General features: G+C 62.6%; 1 protein-coding gene. It reads left to right on the top strand.

What is annotated here, in order from left to right; genetic code table 11:
• The first annotated feature begins 253 nt into the window (after positions 1 to 253).
• Positions 254 to 23,161: an Ig-like domain-containing protein gene (locus tag ABGM93_RS06595; protein ID WP_321504556.1), complete on the top strand. Its 22,908-nt coding sequence runs from the start codon at positions 254 to 256 to the stop codon at positions 23,159 to 23,161.
• Positions 23,162 to 23,212 lie beyond the last annotated feature (51 nt).

Raw genomic sequence — 23,212 nt, 5'->3', positions numbered from 1 at the left:
CGAAATCTCGCACGAAACGAGGGCGGCGTTGCGATTCTGCCACGCGGCGGCGGTGTCGCGAATACGCTGTGAGCGGCAGAAAGAACATTGGAGGGGAAGTCGACGTGGGTGGGATACTCCGTGCCCGGGTGCTGGTGTCGTAAAAATAGTTAAATTAACTATCCGACATGATAGAACTTCCGCTAGGTTGATTTTCGTAAACAAATCGTAAAAATTTAGTGCGGTATTTTCGGTATTCTGGGTGGGCATGACGATGGACGAGTTGGTTGGAGTTGCGCAGCCGCAGGCAGGTTCTGGCGAGGGGGCGCCAGCCCCACTGGCATTGATCAAGCCACTGTCCGGGACGCAGATCACGCTTGAGATGTCACCCGGTCAGCGGGTCGATTTCAGGCAGATATTGAACGACCCGATTTCGTTCTTTCATGTCGGCGAAAACCTTCAGCTTGTATTCGAGGACGGGTCGACAATCGTCATTGTCGATTTCTTCTCGGGTGATACCAGTGCCGATAACCTGATTGTTGGCGATGGCCGGTTTATTGATATCGACCAATTTGTCGATATTGCCCAGGTGCAGACCACCAACGAAATTCAGACAGCCGCGGGCGATGCCGCAAGCCTCAATACGGCGCTTGGCGGACCGACCGGTTCTGGCGCGGATTTCCAGTCAACGGAAATCGGTGGATTGGGCGATACTGCTGACCTCGCCAGTCTGCTCGGCACGACGGCTGACGGTTTGGGCGGGGACGGTCCGGCCCCCACTGCGGCAGAGGAGATCAATACACTTCCGATCGCCGGTCTCGCCGAAGAGGGCTTGATCGACGAGGATGATCTGCCCGACGGCACGGATGCTACAAGCGGTGCGGGCACGGTGGCGACCGGCAGTCTCGGTATCGATTTCGGCGATGATGGCGCGGTGGGGCGCGGCCTGACCTTCAACACAAATGGCGCAGGCATTCCGCTCGATATCAATGGGGTGCCGCTTGATCTCACGTCCGACGGTATCCCGCTCGTCTATTCGATCGTGGGCAACGGCGATGGCGGCCAGACCCTGACCGCGACGCAAGGCGTCGGCGGAGAGGTTGTCTTCACCGTCCTTCTGGAGACCTTCGCGGCGACGAACGGTCTCTACACTTTCACGCTGTCCGGCAATCTCGATCACGTCGGTTCAGGCGAAGGGGACGATATTCCCGTCACCTTCTCCTTCAACGCCTCGGATGCTAACGGCGATGATGTGGATTCCTTTTTCCGCGTGACGGTGACCGACGATGCCCCGGAAATCGGCGCGCCGGTATCATCGTCCGTGAATGAGGATGATCTTCCGCTCGGCAATGACGATACCAAGGAGGCCCTGACGACGGGGGGCGATCTCGATATCGCCTGGGGGTCTGACAATGGCGACAACGATGCGCTAGCCGGTGCCACAGGCGACCGTACGCTGACCTTCGATCCGGCGCAGTCCGGCGCTTCGGGGCTGACATCGGCGGGTGATCCGATCGTCTACGTGATCTCTGCCGATGGTACGACCCTGACGGGGGTGGTCGATCCGGGTGGAACGGGCGAGCGGACAGTCTTCACCGTGACGCTGAACGACGACGGGACCGGCAGCTATACATTCACGCTTTCCGACGTGCTCGACCATCCCGCCGCCGGTGAGGATGGCGTTGATCTGTCCTTTGATTTCAACGCAAAGGACGGCGATGGAGACGTCGCGTCCGACAGCTTTATCGTGACCGTGGAAGACGATGCTCCACTTGGTGAGAGCTACACGGCCACCACGACGCTGGATGACGAGGCGCAGACGGAGTTCGCGCCGACGAATGACGGCGGGCTTTTCGATCCGGATCCGAACGTCAAGACGGTGTCGGGCGGGGCCGGCACGCTGTTCTCTATGGGAGCGGACGGCTTTGCCTCGATCACGCTGACCGCACCGGCCTTCGATGTCGTCTATGAAGATGCCGACGGCTTTGCGCAGGTGGAATCCGTCTCGTGGGATGCGGGCACGACGGATGCGGCGGGCACGACGACCTGGACGGCGTCGAGCGCGAACCATGCGCCGGCGGCGGTTCTGGTGGTCAACGCGGATGGATCCTACAGCTTCACGCTGAACGCGCCGATTGCCCACGACACGGCTGCGCCGCTGGTTGAGGAGAACGAGGATCTGGACTTCTCGTTCACGGTGACGGATGGCGATGGCGACACCGCGGATGCCTCGCTGCGCGTGAGCGTGAATGACGACACGCCTGTTGCCTATGACGTGACGGCTGCGGATCGCACGGACGACGAAGGCAAGGGCGATTACGCTTCGATCAGCAATCCGGGTGCTGCGGCGCCGTCGGGCGATGTTGTGGATGCGGACGGCATTGTCTCGGGCGCGGCTGGGGTTCTGTTCTCTGCGGGTGCGGATGGGGTGAAGTCGGTGGATGTGGACACATTCCCGACGATCTCTGCGATCTACGACAATGGCGGCGTTGCGGGTGTTGAGGGCGTGACGTGGAGTTCGGGCGTCACCGGCACGGGCGAGACTGTCTGGACGGCGACGGGGGATGTAAGCGGTCAGACGGTCGCGACACTGACGATCGGCAATGACGGCTCCTACAGCTTCGAGCAATCGGCGCCGCTGGCGCATTCGAGCAATGATGCGACCGAGAGCGACGAACTGGCGCTGACCTTCGACTTCACCGTCACCGACGGCGATGACGACACGGCCTCCGGGTCGCTCACCGTCAATGTGAATGACGATACGCCGGAGGGCGAGAGCTACACGGCGTCCACGACGCTGGATGACGAGGCGCAGACGGAGTTCACGCCGACGAATGACGGCGGGCTTTTCGATCCGGATCCGAACGTCAAGACGGTGTCGGGCGGGGCCGGCACGCTGTTCTCTATGGGAGCGGACGGCTTTGCCTCGATCACGCTGACCGCACCGGCCTTCGATGTCGTCTATGAAGATGCCGACGGCTTTGCGCAGGTGGAATCCGTCTCGTGGGATGCGGGCACGACGGATGCGGCGGGCACGACGACCTGGACGGCGTCGAGCGCGAACCATGCGCCGGCGGCGGTTCTGGTGGTCAACGCGGATGGATCCTACAGCTTCACGCTGAACGCGCCGATTGCCCACGACACGGCTGCGCCGCTGGTTGAGGAGAACGAGGATCTGGACTTCTCGTTCACGGTGACGGATGGCGATGGCGACACCGCGGATGCCTCGCTGCGCGTGAGCGTGAATGACGACACGCCTGTTGCCTATGACGTGACGGCTGCGGATCGCACGGACGACGAAGGCAAGGGCGATTACGCTTCGATCAGCAATCCGGGTGCTGCGGCGCCGTCGGGCGATGTTGTGGATGCGGACGGCATTGTCTCGGGCGCGGCTGGGGTTCTGTTCTCTGCGGGTGCGGATGGGGTGAAGTCGGTGGATGTGGACACATTCCCGACGATCTCTGCGATCTACGACAATGGCGGCGTTGCGGGTGTTGAGGGCGTGACGTGGAGTTCGGGCGTCACCGGCACGGGCGAGACTGTCTGGACGGCGACGGGGGATGTAAGCGGTCAGACGGTCGCGACACTGACGATCGGCAATGACGGCTCCTACAGCTTCGAGCAATCGGCGCCGCTGGCGCATTCGAGCAATGATGCGACCGAGAGCGACGAACTGGCGCTGACCTTCGACTTCACCGTCACCGACGGCGATGACGACACGGCCTCCGGGTCGCTCACCGTCAATGTGAATGACGATACGCCGGAGGGCGAGAGCTACACGGCGTCCACGACGCTGGATGACGAGGCGCAGACGGAGTTCACGCCGACGAATGACGGCGGGCTTTTCGATCCGGATCCGAACGTCAAGACGGTGTCGGGCGGGGCTGGCACGCTGTTCACGATGGGAGCGGATGGCTTTGCCTCGATCACGCTGACCGCACCGGCCTTCGATGTCGTCTTCGAGGATGCGAACGGCTTTGCACAGGTGGAATCCGTCTCGTGGGATGCGGGCACGACGGATGCGTCTGGCACGACGACCTGGACGGCGTCGAGCGCGAACCATGCGCCTGCGGCGGTTCTGGTGGTCAACGCGGATGGATCCTACAGCTTCACGCTGAACGCTCCGATTGCTCACGACAGCGCCGCGCCGCTGGTTGAAGAGAACGAGGATCTGGACTTCTCCTTCACGGTGACGGATGGCGATGGCGACACCGCGGAGGCCTCGCTGCGCGTGAGCGTGAATGACGACACGCCGACGCCGATGATGAATGTCACGATTGCTGCGGATACGCTGGATGACGAGGCGCAGACGGAGTTCACGCCTGCGAATGACGGCGGTTTCTTCGATGTGGATCCGAACCTGAAGACGGTTTCCGGCGGGGCAGGCACGCTGTTCTCGATGGGAGCGGACGGGCTTGGTTCGATCGATGTGAGCCTGCCGGGCTTCAACGTGGTGTTTGCGGATGCGGACGGTTTTGCGCAGACGGAATCCATCACATGGAGCGCGGGCGTTCGCTCCGCGGGCGGCGCGACGACGTGGACGGCTTCGAGCGATCACTACGGTGAGGCCGCGGTTCTGGTGATCAACGCGGACGGCTCCTACAGCTTCACGATGAATGCGCCCATCGAGCATGCGCTTGATCTGGGCTTTGAGGAAAACGCGAACCTTCCCATCGGCTACACGGCAACGGATGGCGACGGTGATCAGATGGTCGGCGTCTTGAACATCGCGATCGATGACGACACGCCTGTTGCCTATGACGTGACGGCTGCGGATCGCACGGATGATGAAGGCAAGGGTGATTACGCTTCGATCAGCAATCCGGGTGCTGCGGCGCCGTCGGGCGATGTTGTGGATGCGGACGGCATTGTCTCGGGCGCTGCTGGGGTTCTGTTCTCGGCGGGTGCGGATGGGGTGAAGTCGGTGGATGTGGACGCATTCCCGACGGTCTCTGCGATCTACGACAATGGCGGCGTTGCGGGTGTTGAGGGCGTGACGTGGAGTTCGGGCGTCACCGGCACGGGCGAGACTGTCTGGACGGCGACGGGGGATGTAAGCGGTCAGACGGTCGCGACACTGACGATCGGGAATAACGGCTCCTACAGCTTCGAGCAATCGGCGCCGCTGGCGCATTCGAGCGATGATGCGACCGAGAGCGACGATCTGGCGCTGACCTTCGACTTTACCGTCACCGACGGCGACGACGACACGGCCTCCGGGTCGCTCACCGTCAATGTGAATGACGATACGCCGGAGGGCGAGAGCTACACGGCGTCCACGGCGCTGGATGACGAGGCGCAGACGGAGTTCACGCCGACGAATGACGGCGGGCTTTTCGATCCGGATCCGAACGTCAAGACGGTGTCGGGCGGCGCCGGCACGCTGTTCTCGATGGGGGCGGATGGCTTTGCCGCGATCACGCTGACCGCACCGGCCTTCGATGTCGTCTTCGAAGATGCCAACGGCTTTGCACAGGTGGAATCCGTCTCGTGGGATGCGGGCACGACGGATGCGTCGGGCACGACGACCTGGACGGCGTCGAGCGCGAACCATGCGCCTGCCGCGGTTCTGGTGGTCAACGCGGATGGATCCTACACCTTCACGCTGAACGCGCCGATTGCTCACGACACGGCTGCGCCGCTGGTTGAAGAGAACGAGGATCTGGACTTCTCCTTCACGGTGACGGATGGCGATGGCGACACCGCGGAGGCCTCGCTGCGCGTGAGCGTGAATGACGACACGCCGACGCCGATGATGAATGTCACGATTGCTGCGGATACGCTGGATGACGAGGCGCAGACGGAGTTCACGCCTGCGAATGACGGCGGTTTCTTCGATGTGGATCCGAACCTGAAGACGGTTTCCGGCGGGGCAGGCACGCTGTTCTCGATGGGAGCGGACGGGCTTGGTTCGATCGATGTGAGCCTGCCGGGCTTCAACGTGGTGTTTGCGGATGCGGACGGTTTTGCGCAGACGGAATCCATCACATGGAGCGCGGGCGTTCGCTCCGCGGGCGGCGCGACGACGTGGACGGCTTCGAGCGATCACTACGGTGAGGCCGCGGTTCTGGTGATCAACGCGGACGGCTCCTACAGCTTCACGATGAATGCGCCCATCGAGCATGCGCTTGATCTGGGCTTTGAGGAAAACGCGAACCTTCCCATCGGCTACACGGCAACGGATGGCGACGGTGATCAGATGGTCGGCGTCTTGAACATCGCGATCGATGACGACACGCCTGTTGCCTATGACGTGACGGCTGCGGATCGCACGGATGATGAAGGCAAGGGTGATTACGCTTCGATCAGCAATCCGGGTGCTGCGGCGCCGTCGGGCGATGTTGTGGATGCGGACGGCATTGTCTCGGGCGCTGCTGGGGTTCTGTTCTCGGCGGGTGCGGATGGGGTGAAGTCGGTGGATGTGGACGCATTCCCGACGGTCTCTGCGATCTACGACAATGGCGGCGTTGCGGGTGTTGAGGGCGTGACGTGGAGTTCGGGCGTCACCGGCACGGGCGAGACTGTCTGGACGGCGACGGGGGATGTAAGCGGTCAGACGGTCGCGACACTGACGATCGGGAATAACGGCTCCTACAGCTTCGAGCAATCGGCGCCGCTGGCGCATTCGAGCGATGATGCGACCGAGAGCGACGATCTGGCGCTGACCTTCGACTTTACCGTCACCGACGGCGACGACGACACGGCCTCCGGGTCGCTCACCGTCAATGTGAATGACGATACGCCGGAGGGCGAGAGCTACACGGCGTCCACGGCGCTGGATGACGAGGCGCAGACGGAGTTCACGCCGACGAATGACGGCGGGCTTTTCGATCCGGATCCGAACGTCAAGACGGTGTCGGGCGGCGCCGGCACGCTGTTCTCGATGGGGGCGGATGGCTTTGCCGCGATCACGCTGACCGCACCGGCCTTCGATGTCGTCTTCGAAGATGCCAACGGCTTTGCACAGGTGGAATCCGTCTCGTGGGATGCGGGCACGACGGATGCGTCGGGCACGACGACCTGGACGGCGTCGAGCGCGAACCATGCGCCTGCCGCGGTTCTGGTGGTCAACGCGGATGGATCCTACACCTTCACGCTGAACGCGCCGATTGCTCACGACACGGCTGCGCCGCTGGTTGAGGAGAACGAGGATCTGGACTTCTCGTTCACGGTGACGGATGGCGATGGCGACACCGCGGAGGCCTCGCTGCGCGTGAGCGTGAATGACGACACGCCGACGCCGATGATGAATGTCACGATTGCTGCGGATACGCTGGATGACGAGGCGCAGACGGAGTTCACGCCTGCGAATGACGGCGGTTTCTTCGATGTGGATCCGAACCTGAAGACGGTTTCCGGCGGGGCAGGCACGCTGTTCTCGATGGGAGCGGACGGGCTTGGTTCGATCGATGTGAGCCTGCCGGGCTTCAACGTGGTGTTTGCGGATGCGGACGGTTTTGCGCAGACGGAATCCATCACATGGAGCGCGGGCGTTCGCTCCGCGGGCGGCGCGACGACGTGGACGGCTTCGAGCGATCACTACGGTGAGGCCGCGGTTCTGGTGATCAACGCGGACGGCTCCTACAGCTTCACGATGAATGCGCCCATCGAGCATGCGCTTGATCTGGGCTTTGAGGAAAACGCGAACCTTCCCATCGGCTACACGGCAACGGATGGCGACGGTGATCAGATGGTCGGCGTCTTGAACATCGCGATCGATGACGACACGCCTGTTGCCTATGACGTGACGGCTGCGGATCGCACGGATGATGAAGGCAAGGGTGATTACGCTTCGATCAGCAATCCGGGTGCTGCGGCGCCGTCGGGCGATGTTGTGGATGCGGACGGCATTGTCTCGGGCGCTGCTGGGGTTCTGTTCTCGGCGGGTGCGGATGGGGTGAAGTCGGTGGATGTGGACGCATTCCCGACGGTCTCTGCGATCTACGACAATGGCGGCGTTGCGGGTGTTGAGGGCGTGACGTGGAGTTCGGGCGTCACCGGCACGGGCGAGACTGTCTGGACGGCGACGGGGGATGTAAGCGGTCAGACGGTCGCGACACTGACGATCGGGAATAACGGCTCCTACAGCTTCGAGCAATCGGCGCCGCTGGCGCATTCGAGCAATGATGCGACCGAGAGCGACGAACTGGCGCTGACCTTCGACTTCACCGTCACCGACGGCGATGACGACACGGCCTCCGGGTCGCTCACCGTCAATGTGAATGACGATACGCCGGAGGGCGAGAGCTACACGGCGTCCACGACGCTGGATGACGAGGCGCAGACGGAGTTCACGCCGACGAATGACGGCGGGCTTTTCGATCCGGATCCGAACGTCAAGACGGTGTCGGGCGGGGCCGGCACGCTGTTCTCTATGGGAGCGGACGGCTTTGCCTCGATCACGCTGACCGCACCGGCCTTCGATGTCGTCTATGAAGATGCCGACGGCTTTGCGCAGGTGGAATCCGTCTCGTGGGATGCGGGCACGACGGATGCGGCGGGCACGACGACCTGGACGGCGTCGAGCGCGAACCATGCGCCTGCCGCGGTTCTGGTGGTCAACGCGGATGGATCCTACACCTTCACGCTGAACGCGCCGATTGCTCACGACACGGCTGCGCCGCTGGTTGAGGAGAACGAGGATCTGGACTTCTCGTTCACGGTGACGGATGGCGATGGCGACACCGCGGAGGCCTCGCTGCGCGTGAGCGTGAATGACGACACGCCGACGCCGATGATGAATGTCACGATTGCTGCGGATACGCTGGATGACGAGGCGCAGACGGAGTTCACGCCTGCGAATGACGGCGGTTTCTTCGATGTGGATCCGAACCTGAAGACGGTTTCCGGCGGGGCAGGCACGCTGTTCTCGATGGGAGCGGACGGGCTTGGTTCGATCGATGTGAGCCTGCCGGGCTTCAACGTGGTGTTTGCGGATGCGGACGGTTTTGCGCAGACGGAATCCATCACATGGAGCGCGGGCGTTCGCTCCGCGGGCGGCGCGACGACGTGGACGGCTTCGAGCGATCACTACGGTGAGGCCGCGGTTCTGGTGATCAACGCGGACGGCTCCTACAGCTTCACGATGAATGCGCCCATCGAGCATGCGCTTGATCTGGGCTTTGAGGAAAACGCGAACCTTCCCATCGGCTACACGGCAACGGATGGCGACGGTGATCAGATGGTCGGCGTCTTGAACATCGCGATCGATGACGACACGCCTGTTGCCTATGACGTGACGGCTGCGGATCGCACGGATGATGAAGGCAAGGGTGATTACGCTTCGATCAGCAATCCGGGTGCTGCGGCGCCGTCGGGCGATGTTGTGGATGCGGACGGCATTGTCTCGGGCGCTGCTGGGGTTCTGTTCTCGGCGGGTGCGGATGGGGTGAAGTCGGTGGATGTGGACGCATTCCCGACGGTCTCTGCGATCTACGACAATGGCGGCGTTGCGGGTGTTGAGGGCGTGACGTGGAGTTCGGGCGTCACCGGCACGGGCGAGACTGTCTGGACGGCGACGGGGGATGTGAGCGGTCAGACGGTCGCGACACTGACGATCGGGAATGACGGCTCCTACAGCTTCGAGCAATCGGCGCCGCTGGCGCATTCGAGCGATGATGCGACCGAGAGCGACGATCTGGCGCTGACCTTCGACTTCACCGTCACCGACGGCGATGACGACACGGCTTCCGGGTCGCTCACCGTCAATGTGAATGACGATACGCCGGTGGTCTCCAACCCGGGCGGCTCCGCGCCAGGTGTCTCCAACGCGATGGTCGATGAAGATGACATCGTGGCGATTGCGGGCGTTCAGCCAGGGGGCACGGACGGGACGCAGGCGGCTTCCGTTTCTGGGACGCTGTTGGTCGATTTCGGTGCTGACGGCTTCGGCGGAACAGAATTCACAGGCGCGTTCAATGTGCCGAACGCGGGGTCTGGCACTCTAACGGCAGGAGATGCGACGGGCCTGGATTCCGGCCTCGACAGCGACGGCGTGAACGTCTTCTTCCGCATGGCGGCAGACGGCCAGTCCATCGAAGGCTACAAGGAAGGCACGGGTGAGGTTGTCCTGCGGGCGACGCTCGATACGGATAGCGCCGACTGGACGGTTGATCTGCTCGGCAATATCGATCATCAGCCGGGCGATACGGGCCGTGGTGCGGGGCAGTCCATCAACTTCACGGTTGCTGCCAGCGACGGCGATGGAGACAGTGTCGACGTGACGCTGTCCACACGCATTCTGGATGATGAGCCGACGGCATCCTATTCCGGTACGAAGGATATCCAGGAAGCTGCGATTGGCGGTGTCTTCGCGCCCAGCAGCGTCAATGGTCAGCTGGTGTTCGACGGCGGGGCCGACGGCGCGACGGTGACGGAATTCTCGCTGCGCACGGTTCTCGACATGGATGCGCCCGGCGGGTTCCCTGCACTCCAATCCAATGGTGTTCCCGTGGACGTCGCGTCCTCGACCGCAGCCAACGGCGTGATCACGCTGACGGGTACGGCGGGTGGTGCGCCGATCTTCACGATGACGGTCCAGCCGGACGGCCAGTACGTGTTCGAACTTCAAGGCCCGGTCGATCATCCGGATATCAACGAGAGCATGACCGCAGACGAATTGCGCCTTGTGTTCGACTTCACCGTGACAGATGGGGACGGCGACAGCACGTCCTTCAATGACGGCACCTTGCAGATCGATATCCGCGACGATGCGCCGACGGCGAGTCCGAGCACGACCGTCTGGTTGGACGATGATGATCTGTCAGGCGGCAATCCGGGCGGAACGGGCGATCACGCTGCGCCGGTGAACGTGACCGGGCATCTGAACCATTCGTTTGGAGCGGATGCGGACGGCGCTTCCATTTCCTGGAGTGGCGTCACAGTTCACAACGGGAGCGGGCTCAATCTCACCCATGAAGTCACGGATGGCGGCGCGACCCTGCTTATCAAGCAGGGTGGTGTGGTCGTGCTGACCGGCACTTTGAACCAGTCGACCGGTACCTACGAAATCACGCAGCAGGAGCCGATCAGCCATGTTTCGGGTGGTGACGAAAACCAGGTCACGTTCCAGTTCCGCTACACGGTGACGGACGGCGACGGCGACACGGCCTCCAGCTATCTGTGGGTCAATGTCGACGACGACACGCCGGAGCTGAACGGCAACACCATGTCGCTGACCGTCGATGAAGACGATATCGCGACGGCCTGGTCCTCTGGCACGTCGCCGGATGACGGTTATGGCGATGGCTCCAGCACGGGCGGCACCACCAGCGCCGTCGGCGCGGCCATGTTGGAAGGCGACTTCTCGACCCTCGTGAATGGCGGGGCGGATCAGCCGCTGACCTTCTCCTTCGTGTCTGGAACGCTCGCAGCCGCGGCAGGGCTGAATCTCACTTCCGGCGGCACCGCGCTGACCTATACGCTCGACACCAGCGGCGATCCGCAGGTCCTCACCGGCTCTGCCAACGGCCATGAAGTGTTCTCCGTCACGCTGAATGCGGATGGCGAATTCACCGTGGCACTGTCTGACCAGCTCGACCATGACGACGGTCAGGGCGAAGGAACCGATCTCGTCGGGACAGGCTCGACAATCGCCCTCGGTGATATCATTCAGGCCACCGACGGGGATGGCGACGCCGTTCTTCTGGGAAGCAACGTAACGCTCCAGATCACGGACGACGTTCCGGTTATCTCTGCCGTTCCCTCAGGCTTCATCGATGCCGATGTGCTTGTGTCACCGGCGTCCGACAACATCACCGGCTCGCTGGGCATCGCGTTCGGCGCGGATGATGCCAACACCGATATGGGCCAGCCGGGCGACCGGGCAGTGACCTTCACTGATACCGGCGATGCAGGAGCCAATGTCACCGTGATGAGCGGCGGTTCACCGGTCACGCTGACCTCGGGCGGCGAGACGGTCAGTTTCGCCTTCGATGGCGACACGCTTGTGGCCTTCACCGGTGGAGATCCGTCGGCCAATAAGGTCTTCACCGTGGCGCTCGATGATGCTTCCGGCGAATACGATTTCACGCTTCTCTCCAATCTCGATTACGCGGGGCTGAGCGATGCGGCGAACAACGTCCTTGATCTGAGCTTCGACTTCACCGCCACAGACAGCGACGGCGACACGGCCGACGGCACCTTCCAGGTGACCGTGGACGACACCTCGCCGGTGCGCGTCTATGACGGTGCGGGCAACCTCGTCGGCACCTACGGCACGATCCAGGAGGGCGTGGACAACGCCGCTGACGGTTACGATGTCGTGGTTCTGCCCGGCACCTATGCCGAGAACGTCACCATCTCCGCCGGGATCGACCTGATCTCGCTCGGCGGCAGCGGCTCCACGATCATTCAGGGCGTCGCGGGCGGTCCGGAAAACGGCACGGTCACCATTGTGGGCGGGACGGATAACGTCTCCATCGGTACAGATGGCACGGATGGCTTCACCATCGTCGGCTTCGATAACGGCAATCCCGGTATCGAGCAGGCGGCTGTCTATGTGACCGGCGGGGCTGACCCGACGGAGAATTTCCACCTGATCGGCAACGAGCTTCAGGCCAATGGCGAAGCGGCCCTGCTTTCGGAGTGGAATGCCCCGATCGTCGATGCGGTCATTCAGGGCAACGTCTTCTCCGGACAGACCTTCACTGGCGCAGAGCCTGCAACGGGCGATCAGTTCACTGTGCCCAACGTGGCGCGTCAGCTGGTGGCCTTCGGTCAGGGATCCAACCCGGCGACCAATCCCGCCGACAACATCACCTTCACAGATAACCAGATCACTGGCACGGCGGGCGGAACGTCTGCGGGCAACAATCTGGTGACCATCGATGCCGCCAATTCTACAATCAGCGGCAACACCTTTACCGGCTACACCAATGGCGGTGCGGTGGCGCTGCGTGCGCGCGGCCCGAATACGGATATCGAGAACAACACCCTCGATCACACGACCGGTGGCAACAGCGCGGGCATGTATGTCGACAATCAGGGTACGCCGGGCGACTATTCCGGCAACGTGATTTATGGCGGCACGGGCAATGAATTCGTCACCGGCATGACGCCGGGCAACGATCTGCTGGAAGGCAGTGACGGCGATGACGTGCTCAACGGTGGTGGCGGGAACGACATCATTCGCGGCGGCGGCGGCAATGACACCCTTCTGGGTGGCGACGGCAACGACCGGATCGGTGGCAAGGCCGGCGATGACACAATCATCGGTGGCGCAGGCAATGACCGCATTTGGGGAGACGCTGGCGACGACACGATCATCTGGAACGTCGGCGATGGCGATGATCATATCGTCGGCGGAACGCATGCGTCTCTCGGCGATCGGTTGATCGTCAACGCCACGGCTCCCGGTCAAACCATCACGGTCTCCACGCCTGGCAGCTATGGCACCGGTTTCACGGTTGCTGTCGGGTCCGAGCTCGTGCAGGTGGACAGCGTTGAGGAACTGACGGTCGATTTCACGGCCGGTTCCGGCACGCTGGTTCTGGTCGGCGATTTCGCGGCCTCCGGTATCGCTGTTAGCACCATCACGGTGGAAGGCGGCGACGCGACCGACATCATCGACGGTTCCGGCATGGTTCATTCCGTGCCCGGCTCCGACGTGCGCATCGTGGCGCACGGCAATGACGGCGACGACACACTGATCGGCGGCGTCGGCGACGACATGCTCTATGGCGACGGCGGCAACGATGTGCTTTCCGGCGGTCGCGGCGTCAACACGCTTGATGGCGGTGCCGGCACCGATACGGCGGATTACTCCAATGAAGCCTCGGGCGCATACATTCGCCTCGATGCGGGCTGGAAGACGGACCTATCCAACAAAGCCATGGGCTGGGTGCCGCTCAACGATGCGATAGCGGCAGGCACGGTCGAGCATGACAAGCTCGTCAATATCGAGAACATCACCGGCACGGCCTATAACGACCTGATCACCGGCAATAGCGGCGACAACGTTATTAAGGGCGGGGACGGCAACGACCGGCTCGGCGGCCTCGGCGGCAATGACACGGTCATTGGCGGTGAGGGCAACGACACGCTCTTCGGCGATGGCGGCAACGACACGCTGGAAGGCGGCGAAGGCAACGACACGCTGACCGGCGGCACGGGCTTCAACGTGCTCGACGGCGGCGACGGTGTCGACAAGGTCGACTATTCCGGCGAGGGAGAAGGCATTTATGTCCGCCTCGATCAGGGCTGGGGCACCGACCTGAGCAACAAGGCTCTGGGCTGGACGGATCTGACCAATGGGATCGCAGCGAACACCATCGAGCATGATGATCTGATCTCCATCGAGAACGTCGAAGGCACCGATTTCACCGACAACATCGTCGGAAACGGCGGTGACAACGTGATCATGGGCCTCGATGGTGCCGATTACCTGTCGGGTCTCGGCGGCAACGACACCATTCTCGGCGGTGACGGCAATGACCTGATCGTCGGCGGTGCAGGTGCTGACACAATCGACGGCGGTGCGGGCAATGACCGCATCAACTGGTCCGTTGGCGAGGGGGCGGATACTATCGACGGTGGTTCTGACACCGACACGCTGCGCCTCTTCTCTACCGCCGCTGGGCAGACGATCACGCTTGGCGCGACCCTGGGCGTGCCCGGCTTCACCGTGGAATCCGGCGGTGAAACGGTGACTGTCACCGATGTGGAGGAAGTGACGGTCGACTTCACCGCGGGGTCCGGCTCGCTGATGATGACGGGCGACTTTGCGTCCTCCGGCATCAATGTCTCCACCATCCATGTGGAAGGCGGTGCGGGCGACGATGTCGTGGACGGCTCCACGATGGTTCACAGCTCCGGGTCTTCGGACGTGCGGATCGTGGCCAACGGCAATGACGGCAACGACATTCTGCGCGGCGGCGTCGGCAACGACCTGCTCTCCGGCGGTGCCGACAATGACGTGCTTTCCGGCAATGACGGCGATGACACGCTGGACGGCGGCGCGGGAAGCGATCGGATTTCCGGCGGGGCCGGTGCCGACACCATGATCGGCGGTGAGGGGGATGACCTCTTCTTCATCGATGGCGGCAATGATGCCGTCTATGGCAATGCCACCGATACGGGTGTGGCCGGCAATGTTCTCGCGGTTTCCGGCGAGAGCGACACCGTGGTCATCTACGGCGACCAGAGCGATCATTCCATCACCCGCAACGCAGATGGCTCGTGGACGGTGGAGAACACCGTCACCGGCGAGACCAACCAGCTCTTCGGGATCGAAGGCATCGATTTCGGTGGCGGCGGTGCGGAGATCGATCTGACGGCGAACGTCTTCGTCTTCGACGGGTCCAACAACCTGGTCGGCACTTACGATAAGATCCAGGACGGCATCGACAATGCGGATGCCGGTTACACGGTGGAGGTGCATGAAGGCACTTATGCCGAGAACCTGTTGGTCACCGAAGGCGTCACACTGGTCGGCGTGGGAGATGTGAGCGTGGACGGCGGCGTTGGCGGTCCGGCATTGCGCATCTCCGGCGGCAGCGCAGGCGAGAGCTTCGAAGCCTCCAACATCGATTTCACTGGGGACAGCGCCTATGTGGTGCTGGTCGACCCGACGGCTTCCTTCGACGAAGTGAGCCTGACGGACGGCGAGGTGAGCGGTGGCCGCTACAACGGCCTGTGGTTGAACGGGGCGACGGGTCTTGGCGGGATCGTGCTGGAGGGCATGACCTTCACCGGCAACGCGACCGCGGAATCCGGCGGGGCTGGCGAAGGGGCGCTGAACTTCTTCCTCTTCAACGGCGACGTGACGCTGACGAATGTGACCGTCGAGAACCCGGGCTCTGCTGCCGAAAACGGCATCCAGTTCCGCGGTGTGAACGCTCCGTTCCAGCCGATGGGCAACGTGACTTTCGACGGCGTGATCGTGACGGGTGACTACGAAAAGGTCGGCGTGGCGATCTACAACTTCGCCGATGCGAACGGGCTGGATATTTCCGGTGCGGGCCTGACGGTGAATGTCGATGCCGAATTGCACGGCTTCAACATCGACGGTGTCGGCGGGACGCTGGATCTCAGCAGTCTTCCGTTGATCGTCGCAAACACCCATGGCAATCCGTTCTCCGACATTGCCATGCAGGGCCTGTCGGGTGACGAGGTCTTCACCTCCGGTGGCGGCAGCGACAAGCTGGTGGGCAATGACGGTGACGACAAGCTGATCGGCGGCGCCGGTTCGGATCTCATCGAGGGCGGCAAGGGCAACGACATCCTTGAGGGCAAGGGTGGTGCCGACGAAATGCACGGAGGTGAGGGCAACGACACCTTCTACGGCAACAGCAATCCGGACCTGATGTTCGGTGACGCCGGCGATGACATCATGAACGGCCAGGCCGGGAGTGATGAGATGCATGGCGGAGCCGACAATGACGCGCTCTATGGCGGTTCCGGCAATGACGTGCTCTACGGCGATGAGGGCAACGACACGCTGGATGGCTATGTCGGCAACGACGCCCTGATCGGAGGCTCCGGTCAGGATATGGCGACCTTTGGCGGGGAGCTCGATGCTTCCGACTTCTCGATCGTGACCGACGCCGATCCGGGCGCGGCGGTCGAGCCGGGCTGGCAGATCGATGCATCGGCCTTTGGCGAGGGTATCGACACCCTGACCGGCGTCGAGGTCGTTCAGGCTGCCGATCCGGATGGCGCGGGCCCCGCAACGGGCCGGTTCCTGCTGGTCGGCAATGGCGGTTACGCCACGATCCAGGAGGCGCTCAACGACGCGGCCGAGGGCGACACGGTCATGGTGGCCGAGGGCAACTACACCGAAAACCTGACCATCTCCACGGACAATGTCTCGCTGGTGGGCGTCGGCGATGTGGTTATCGAGGGCACCTTCAAGTCCGACAACGGCATTGCGGGTTCCGTCGGCGATTACCTGAAGGCGGGCAACAGCTACAGCAATGCCGCCGGAAGGGGGCTAACGGTCGACGCCGATGGAGTGAGCATCAGTGGTGTGGAGTTCTCAAGCTTCTACACCGGCATCGAGCTTGCCGACGGTGTGGACGGGCTGACGCTGAACAACGTCGATATCGATGGCGTGATCAACGGCATCCGCAAGGGCACGACCGCCGATGTCACCGACCTGACGATCAATGGCGGCACGATTTCCGACGGCGCGATTGGCATCTACTTCGCCAAGACAACCGCTGGGGGCGCAGCCTCCGACGGCCTGATCGACGGTGTCCAGATCAACGGTACGACCTTCGAGCATCTGCTTGAAAAGGGCATCTACGCGGAGGCGCTCAGCGATGCGCTGATCACCGGCATCGTGATGAACGATGTGGGCGAGTTCGGCCGGGCGGCCGTCTTTGGCGGGACCGGAGCCAATACCAGTGGCTTCGGCAACGGCATCGACATCAACCTGAAGAACGGCGTCTACTCCGGCATCGTAATCGAGAACTTCACGTTTACCGATGTCGGCACGTCCGACGGCGATGGCACGGCGCACGACTTCGGTGCGGCGATCTCGCTGAAGGCGCGTGATGATGGCAGCTACAGCACGAACCCGGCGACCTATACCGGTGACATCATCGTGCGCAACGGCACGATTGACGGCACCTCCACGGGCGTGCGCGCCGGTGAGCCGGGCAAGTCCATCGACGGGCCTTCCGTGGTGGTCGAGAATGTCGAGATCACCGACGCGATCCACTCTGCGGCGCACGGCGATATCGACAACGTCACGCAATCCACGATGACGGTGACCGGTGATGCCGGAAACGATGTCTATGTGGCGGGCGGCAATACCACCGGCGACATTGACTTCGCAGGCTTCGGCGGGGCGGATAGCTTCACCGGCGGGGCAGGCGACGACACCTTCACCGGCGGGGCCGACGACGATGTGCTGGATGGCTCCGACGGCACCGACACCGCACAGTTCGCAGATAGCCTGACCGATGCGGACATTACCGCCAACGGCTCCGGCGGCTGGACGGTGACGACCGCAACCGAAGGCACAGACACGCTCACCAACATCGAGATCGTGGATGGTGCCGAGGGCGGGCAATTCCTGCTGGTCGGTAATGGCGGTTACGCTACGATCCAGGAGGCAATCGACGCAGCGTCCGACGGAGATACGATCCTCATCGGGCCCGGCACATGGAGCGAGAACCTGTCGCTCGACAAGGCGGTGACGCTGATCGGCTCCGGCAACGGGGACGATCCGTCAACCGACACCATCCTCAATCCGGGTGGGACGGCCCTGACGATTTCCGGCGATATCAACGATGGCGGCTCCGCCACCGTGACGATCAAGGGGATCAACTTCGAGGGCAATACCTCGGGCATCCGCGTGGCCTCCGGCACGATTGTGGATACGATCTCGGTCGACGACAGCGCCTTCAACGACAACTCCGGCTATGGTTTCCGCACGAACGGCAACACGCCGGGCGTGGGCGAGATCACGGTAACCAATACGACCTTTGCTGATAACGGCCAGGGTGGCGCGAACGGGTCGGCTGATCTCTTGCTGTGGAACTTCTTCGGTGACGCGACAATCGAGAATGTAGCGTTCAACAGCTCCAGCGCGTTGGCTGATGCCGCTTCCGGCAAGGGGGACAATGCTCTCCAGATCACCGGCTTTGCGCCGGGCACCTACGATGTGGATCAGCCGATCGGCACGATCTCGCTGATCAACGTCACCACCAGCGGTTCGTGGGAGAAGCCGCAGATCATGGTGCAGGGCTTCAACGATCTGGATGGCCTGACCTTCGCGAATGTCGCGCTCAGCGGTTCGTCGAACTGGGGCGACCTGCTCTATGTCGATCCGATCGCGACCTCCGGTGACGGCGTGCCGGGAACGGCGGGGAAGCCCGGTGTCTATACGGGTGTTGGCGGAACCAGCACTCTGGATTTCTCCGGTGTCACGATCAACAGTGACAGTACGCATGTCATGGGCTTCGACAGCCGCATCCGCGGCACCGATGCGGATGACATCATCACGGGCACGGATGGAAACGATTTCCTCAATGGTTTCGCCGAAGGCGGCATCGATTACGGCGGGGATGACGAAGTCTATGGCGGTGCGGGTGATGACACCCTCATCGGCGGTCTCGGTGAGGACTATCTGCAGGGCAACACCGGCAATGACCGTCTCTACGGCGGGGCCGACGACGATACGTTGCGAGGCGGCAAGAACGACGACTACCTTGAAGGCGGCACCGGTGACGACACTGTCCTGGGCGATCTCGGCGATGACACCATCGTCTGGAATGTCGGCGATGGGAACGACACCATCGATGGCGGCACAGGCGTCGAGGTCAACGGCGATACGCTGCGTGTCGTGAACGGCACCGGCGGGGCCGAGACCATCGCACTTGCGGCTCCGGGCGACGGCGGCGCGGGCTTCACGCTCACCGCTGGCGGTGAGACCTCCGAGGTTGACGGCATCGAGAATGTCGAGGTTGTGTTGTCCGATGCGGGTGACACCGTCACCCTGACCGGTGACTTCGCGAACTCCGGCATCGATCCGACCACGATCCATGTCGCAGGCGGCGACGGGGCCGACACGGTCAACGCTTCGGCCATGGCGTCGAGCGGCGTGGCGTCTGAAATCGCCATCGAGTTTGACGGCGGTGCAGGCGATGACAGCTTCCACTCCGGCGTCGGAGACGACACCTTCGACGGCGGGGCGGATCTCGATACGGCCCATTACACCGATGCCCTGGCAGCGACCGAGTTTGCGCTGTCCGGTGCAAACAGCTGGACGCTCACCTCAAGCACACAGGGCACCGACACGCTCACCAATGTGGAAGTGGTGGACGGCGCGGAAGCCGGTCGGTTCCTGCTGGTCGGCAATGGCGGTTACGCCACGATCCAGGAAGCAGTGGACGCGGCTGTTGCCGGTGACACGGTCCTGATCGCCGAGGACACCTATGCCGAGCAGGTTGTCATCACCACCAGCGATATCTCGCTGGTCGGCGTGGGCGACGTGGTCATCGAAGCGCCCGCAAGCGGGCTGGTTCAAACCACGACCGATCCGCAGAATGGCAAGGCTGTCTTCTCCGTTGTAACGGTGGACGGCGCGGACAACGTCGACATCTCCTCGATCACCGTCGATGGCGAATGGCAGGCCGGTCAGGTGAGCGGCGGGGCCGACTTCACCGGCATCGCCTACATGAACTCTTCCGGCTCGCTCGATCAGGTTGAGATCATGGAGATCGGCGATATACCGATCAATGAAGCGGCGGGGCAGGTCTCCGGCAACCAGCGCGGTCAGGCGATCCTGGTCAGCAACACGGATGGCTTTGCGAAAGCGATCAGCATCACCAATTCCACCTTCACGGAGTTCCAGAAGACCGGCGTTGTGGCGCGCAATGCGATCGTCACAGCAGAAGGCAACACGTTCACGACCGTCAGTCAGGCGGTGATGGCGCAGAATGGCATCCAGCTTTCGCATGGTTCGACCGGCAGCATTCTCGGCAACACCTTCACCGGCTTTGGCTACTCGGGCGGTCCGTGGGTATCTGTTGCGTTGTTGGTCTTCTCCGCGACCGGGCTGCTGGTGGATGACAATGCCTTCGCCGGTACCGGCGACAATGACTACGCGGTGTATCTGATCGATACCGAAGACAGCACGGTGACGAACAACCTGTTCAATGGCGTCGCAAATGGCGTAACGGAAGTCGGCGAGATTGGGGTTGTGAACACCGTCGCCAACACCGGTGCCGACGCCAACACCTATGCCGGTGTGAGCGAGGTCAACCACTATGTCGAACTCGACCCGGCCACGCAGACGACGGTTCTGATGCCGATCGGCTCCGATGGTGTCGATGCCTATTACGGCGGAGCCGGCGACGACACGCTGGATGGCCGTGGCGGCAACGACTCGCTGCTCGGAGGCGGTGGTGAGGACACGCTGCTGGGCGGCGACGGCGACGACCACATCGAAGGTGGCGAAGGCGACGACATCATCGACGGTGGAGCCGGTGACGACACCATCGTGTGGAATGTCGGTGGCGGTCACGATATCGTCGATGGCGGCGCGGATACCGATACCTTCCTTGCGAATGGCGAGGCCGCGTCGGCTGAAACCTTCGATATCTACAGCAACGCCGCTGCGGCTTCCTCGCCGCTTGCCTATGGCGGTTCTGCCGAGATTGTCATCGCCCGCAACGGCGTGATCATTGCCGAGCTGGACAATATCGAAGAGATCGTCATCGACGGTCAGGGCGCTCCGGCAGGTACCAGCGACACGTTCAACGTGCATGGCAGCTTCGTGGGCACGAGCCTTGCCTATTCGACGATCCGTCTCGATGGCGGTGATGGCGACGACACGGTCGATATCTCCGGGCTCAGCTCGGCGCATCGCATCGTCTTCACGTCCAATGGCGGTCACGACGTGATCGTCGGCGACATGCGGGCCGTGGATGTGATCAACCTGGCCCCGGGCACGACCATTGACGATTACGACCTCGTCGACAACGGCAATGGTACCTTCACGCTGTCTTCCCCCGACCACTCGGTCACCTTCTCCGGCAATGGGGAAGTGCCGATGTTCTCGGATGATAATGGTGACGTGGGCAACCTGCCGCCGATCGCCTATGACGATGTGGTGGCCACAGACGAGGATACCTCCGTCCAGGTCACTGCGGCGGATGGGCTTCTCGGCAACGATGTCGATCTCGACGGCGACACGCTGTCGATCACCGAGATCAACGGAAGCGCCTTCACGCCCGGAAGTCAGGTCACGCTTGCTTCGGGGGCCTTGCTCACCGTCAATGCCGACGGCAGCTACGACTACGATCCCAATGGTGCGTTCGAGCATCTGAACGATGGCGAGCACGGGGTCGACAGCTTCACCTACAAGGTGATCGATGCTCAGGGCCGCGAGGCCAGCGCCAGTGCCGAGGTGACGGTGGATGGTGTGACCGACAACGACGCGCCGGTCGCCAACTCGGAGGTGTTGGACTTCACGATGCCTCCGTCCGCACCCGATGCCAGCTGGTCAGAATATAATGGCCACTTCTACAAGCTGGTCGGCAGCCGAATGACATGGGATGAGGCATATCAGGCGGCGAATGCTCAGGGTGGCTATCTCGTCCAGATCACGACATATGGCGAAAACTCTTTCGTTCATTCGTTGAGCTACACGGTGGGCGAGGCATGGATCGGTGCATCCGATAGAGCGCATGAAGGGCATTGGAGATGGATTGGTGGCGAAGAAAACAACCGATCTCTGACCTCACGGTATCAGGGATGGGCATCTGGCGAGCCGAATAACTACGGTGGCCATGAGGACTACGCTTCGATCAAGAGCAACGGCACCTGGAACGATCTGCCTGGCACCTATGACCTGGCCTATGTGGTCGAGCATCATGGTGTCTCCAACGGTGGCCCGGGTGTTTCGGAAGATGTCGTCACGACCATCGAAACGAGCCTGCTGCTTGCCAATGACACGGATGCCGACGGCGATGCGCTGAGCGTCTCCGGTCTTGGCGGAAGTAACGAGCTGACGGCGACGACTGCCAAGGGCGCAACCGTGACCCTTGACGCGAGCACCGGCGAAATCAGCTACGATCCGACCGGCTCGTCCGACTTGCAGGGGCTTGATGACGGCGAAAGCACCACCGACAGCTTCACCTACTGGGTGAGCGACGGAAATGGCGGTCTGGCCAGCGCCACGGCGACACTGACCGTCGATGGGGCCGATGACATCATGCCCCCGTCCACATTCAGTGCCGGGATGGACGATGGCTCGTCCATGATGCGCAGCACCTTCGTGGAGGCTCCGCAGCCCTTCTTTGAAGGCACCGACGGCGACGACATTCTTGTCGGCAGCGATGCTGACGACCTGATTGCCGGTGGCCTTGGGTCCGACATGCTGACCGGAGGGCTGGGACAGGACACCTTTGTCCTGAACTCCCTATCGGATGCCACAGACTTCATCACCGACTTCGAGGTGGCGAATGATGACGGGACCGGTGGCGATGCAATCGACCTTCACGGGCTTCTGGACGGAGCCTTCGGGGCTGCGGGAACTGATATTGGCGACTTTGTCCGCGTGACTGCGGATGCCGATGGCAGCGCCCTTCTGGAGGTAAATGCCAACGGTCTTGGCAATGACTGGACCCCGATGGTCGAATTCGCCGACGTCTCGCTCGGCGATACCATTCGAGTTGTCGTCGATGACGATGGCTCGCAGGCCAATATCGTCGCGCAGGCCGTAGCCTGACGACGAGCGGCGGTCAAAGGATCATCGGGCGAATTAAAAAGGGGCGGGCCC

Origin of the sequence: Breoghania sp., from assembly GCF_963674635.1 — a bacterium.
GTDB lineage: Bacteria > Pseudomonadota > Alphaproteobacteria > Rhizobiales > Stappiaceae > Breoghania.
Note: the sequence above shows the minus strand (reverse complement) of the source record. Positions and strands in the feature narration are given on the sequence as shown.

Excerpts from the sequence above, each read along its gene's own strand:
- ABGM93_RS06595 (WP_321504556.1), top strand. The coding sequence starts at position 254 with ATGGACGAGTTGGTTGGAGTTGCGCAGCCGCAGGCAGGTTCTGGCGAG.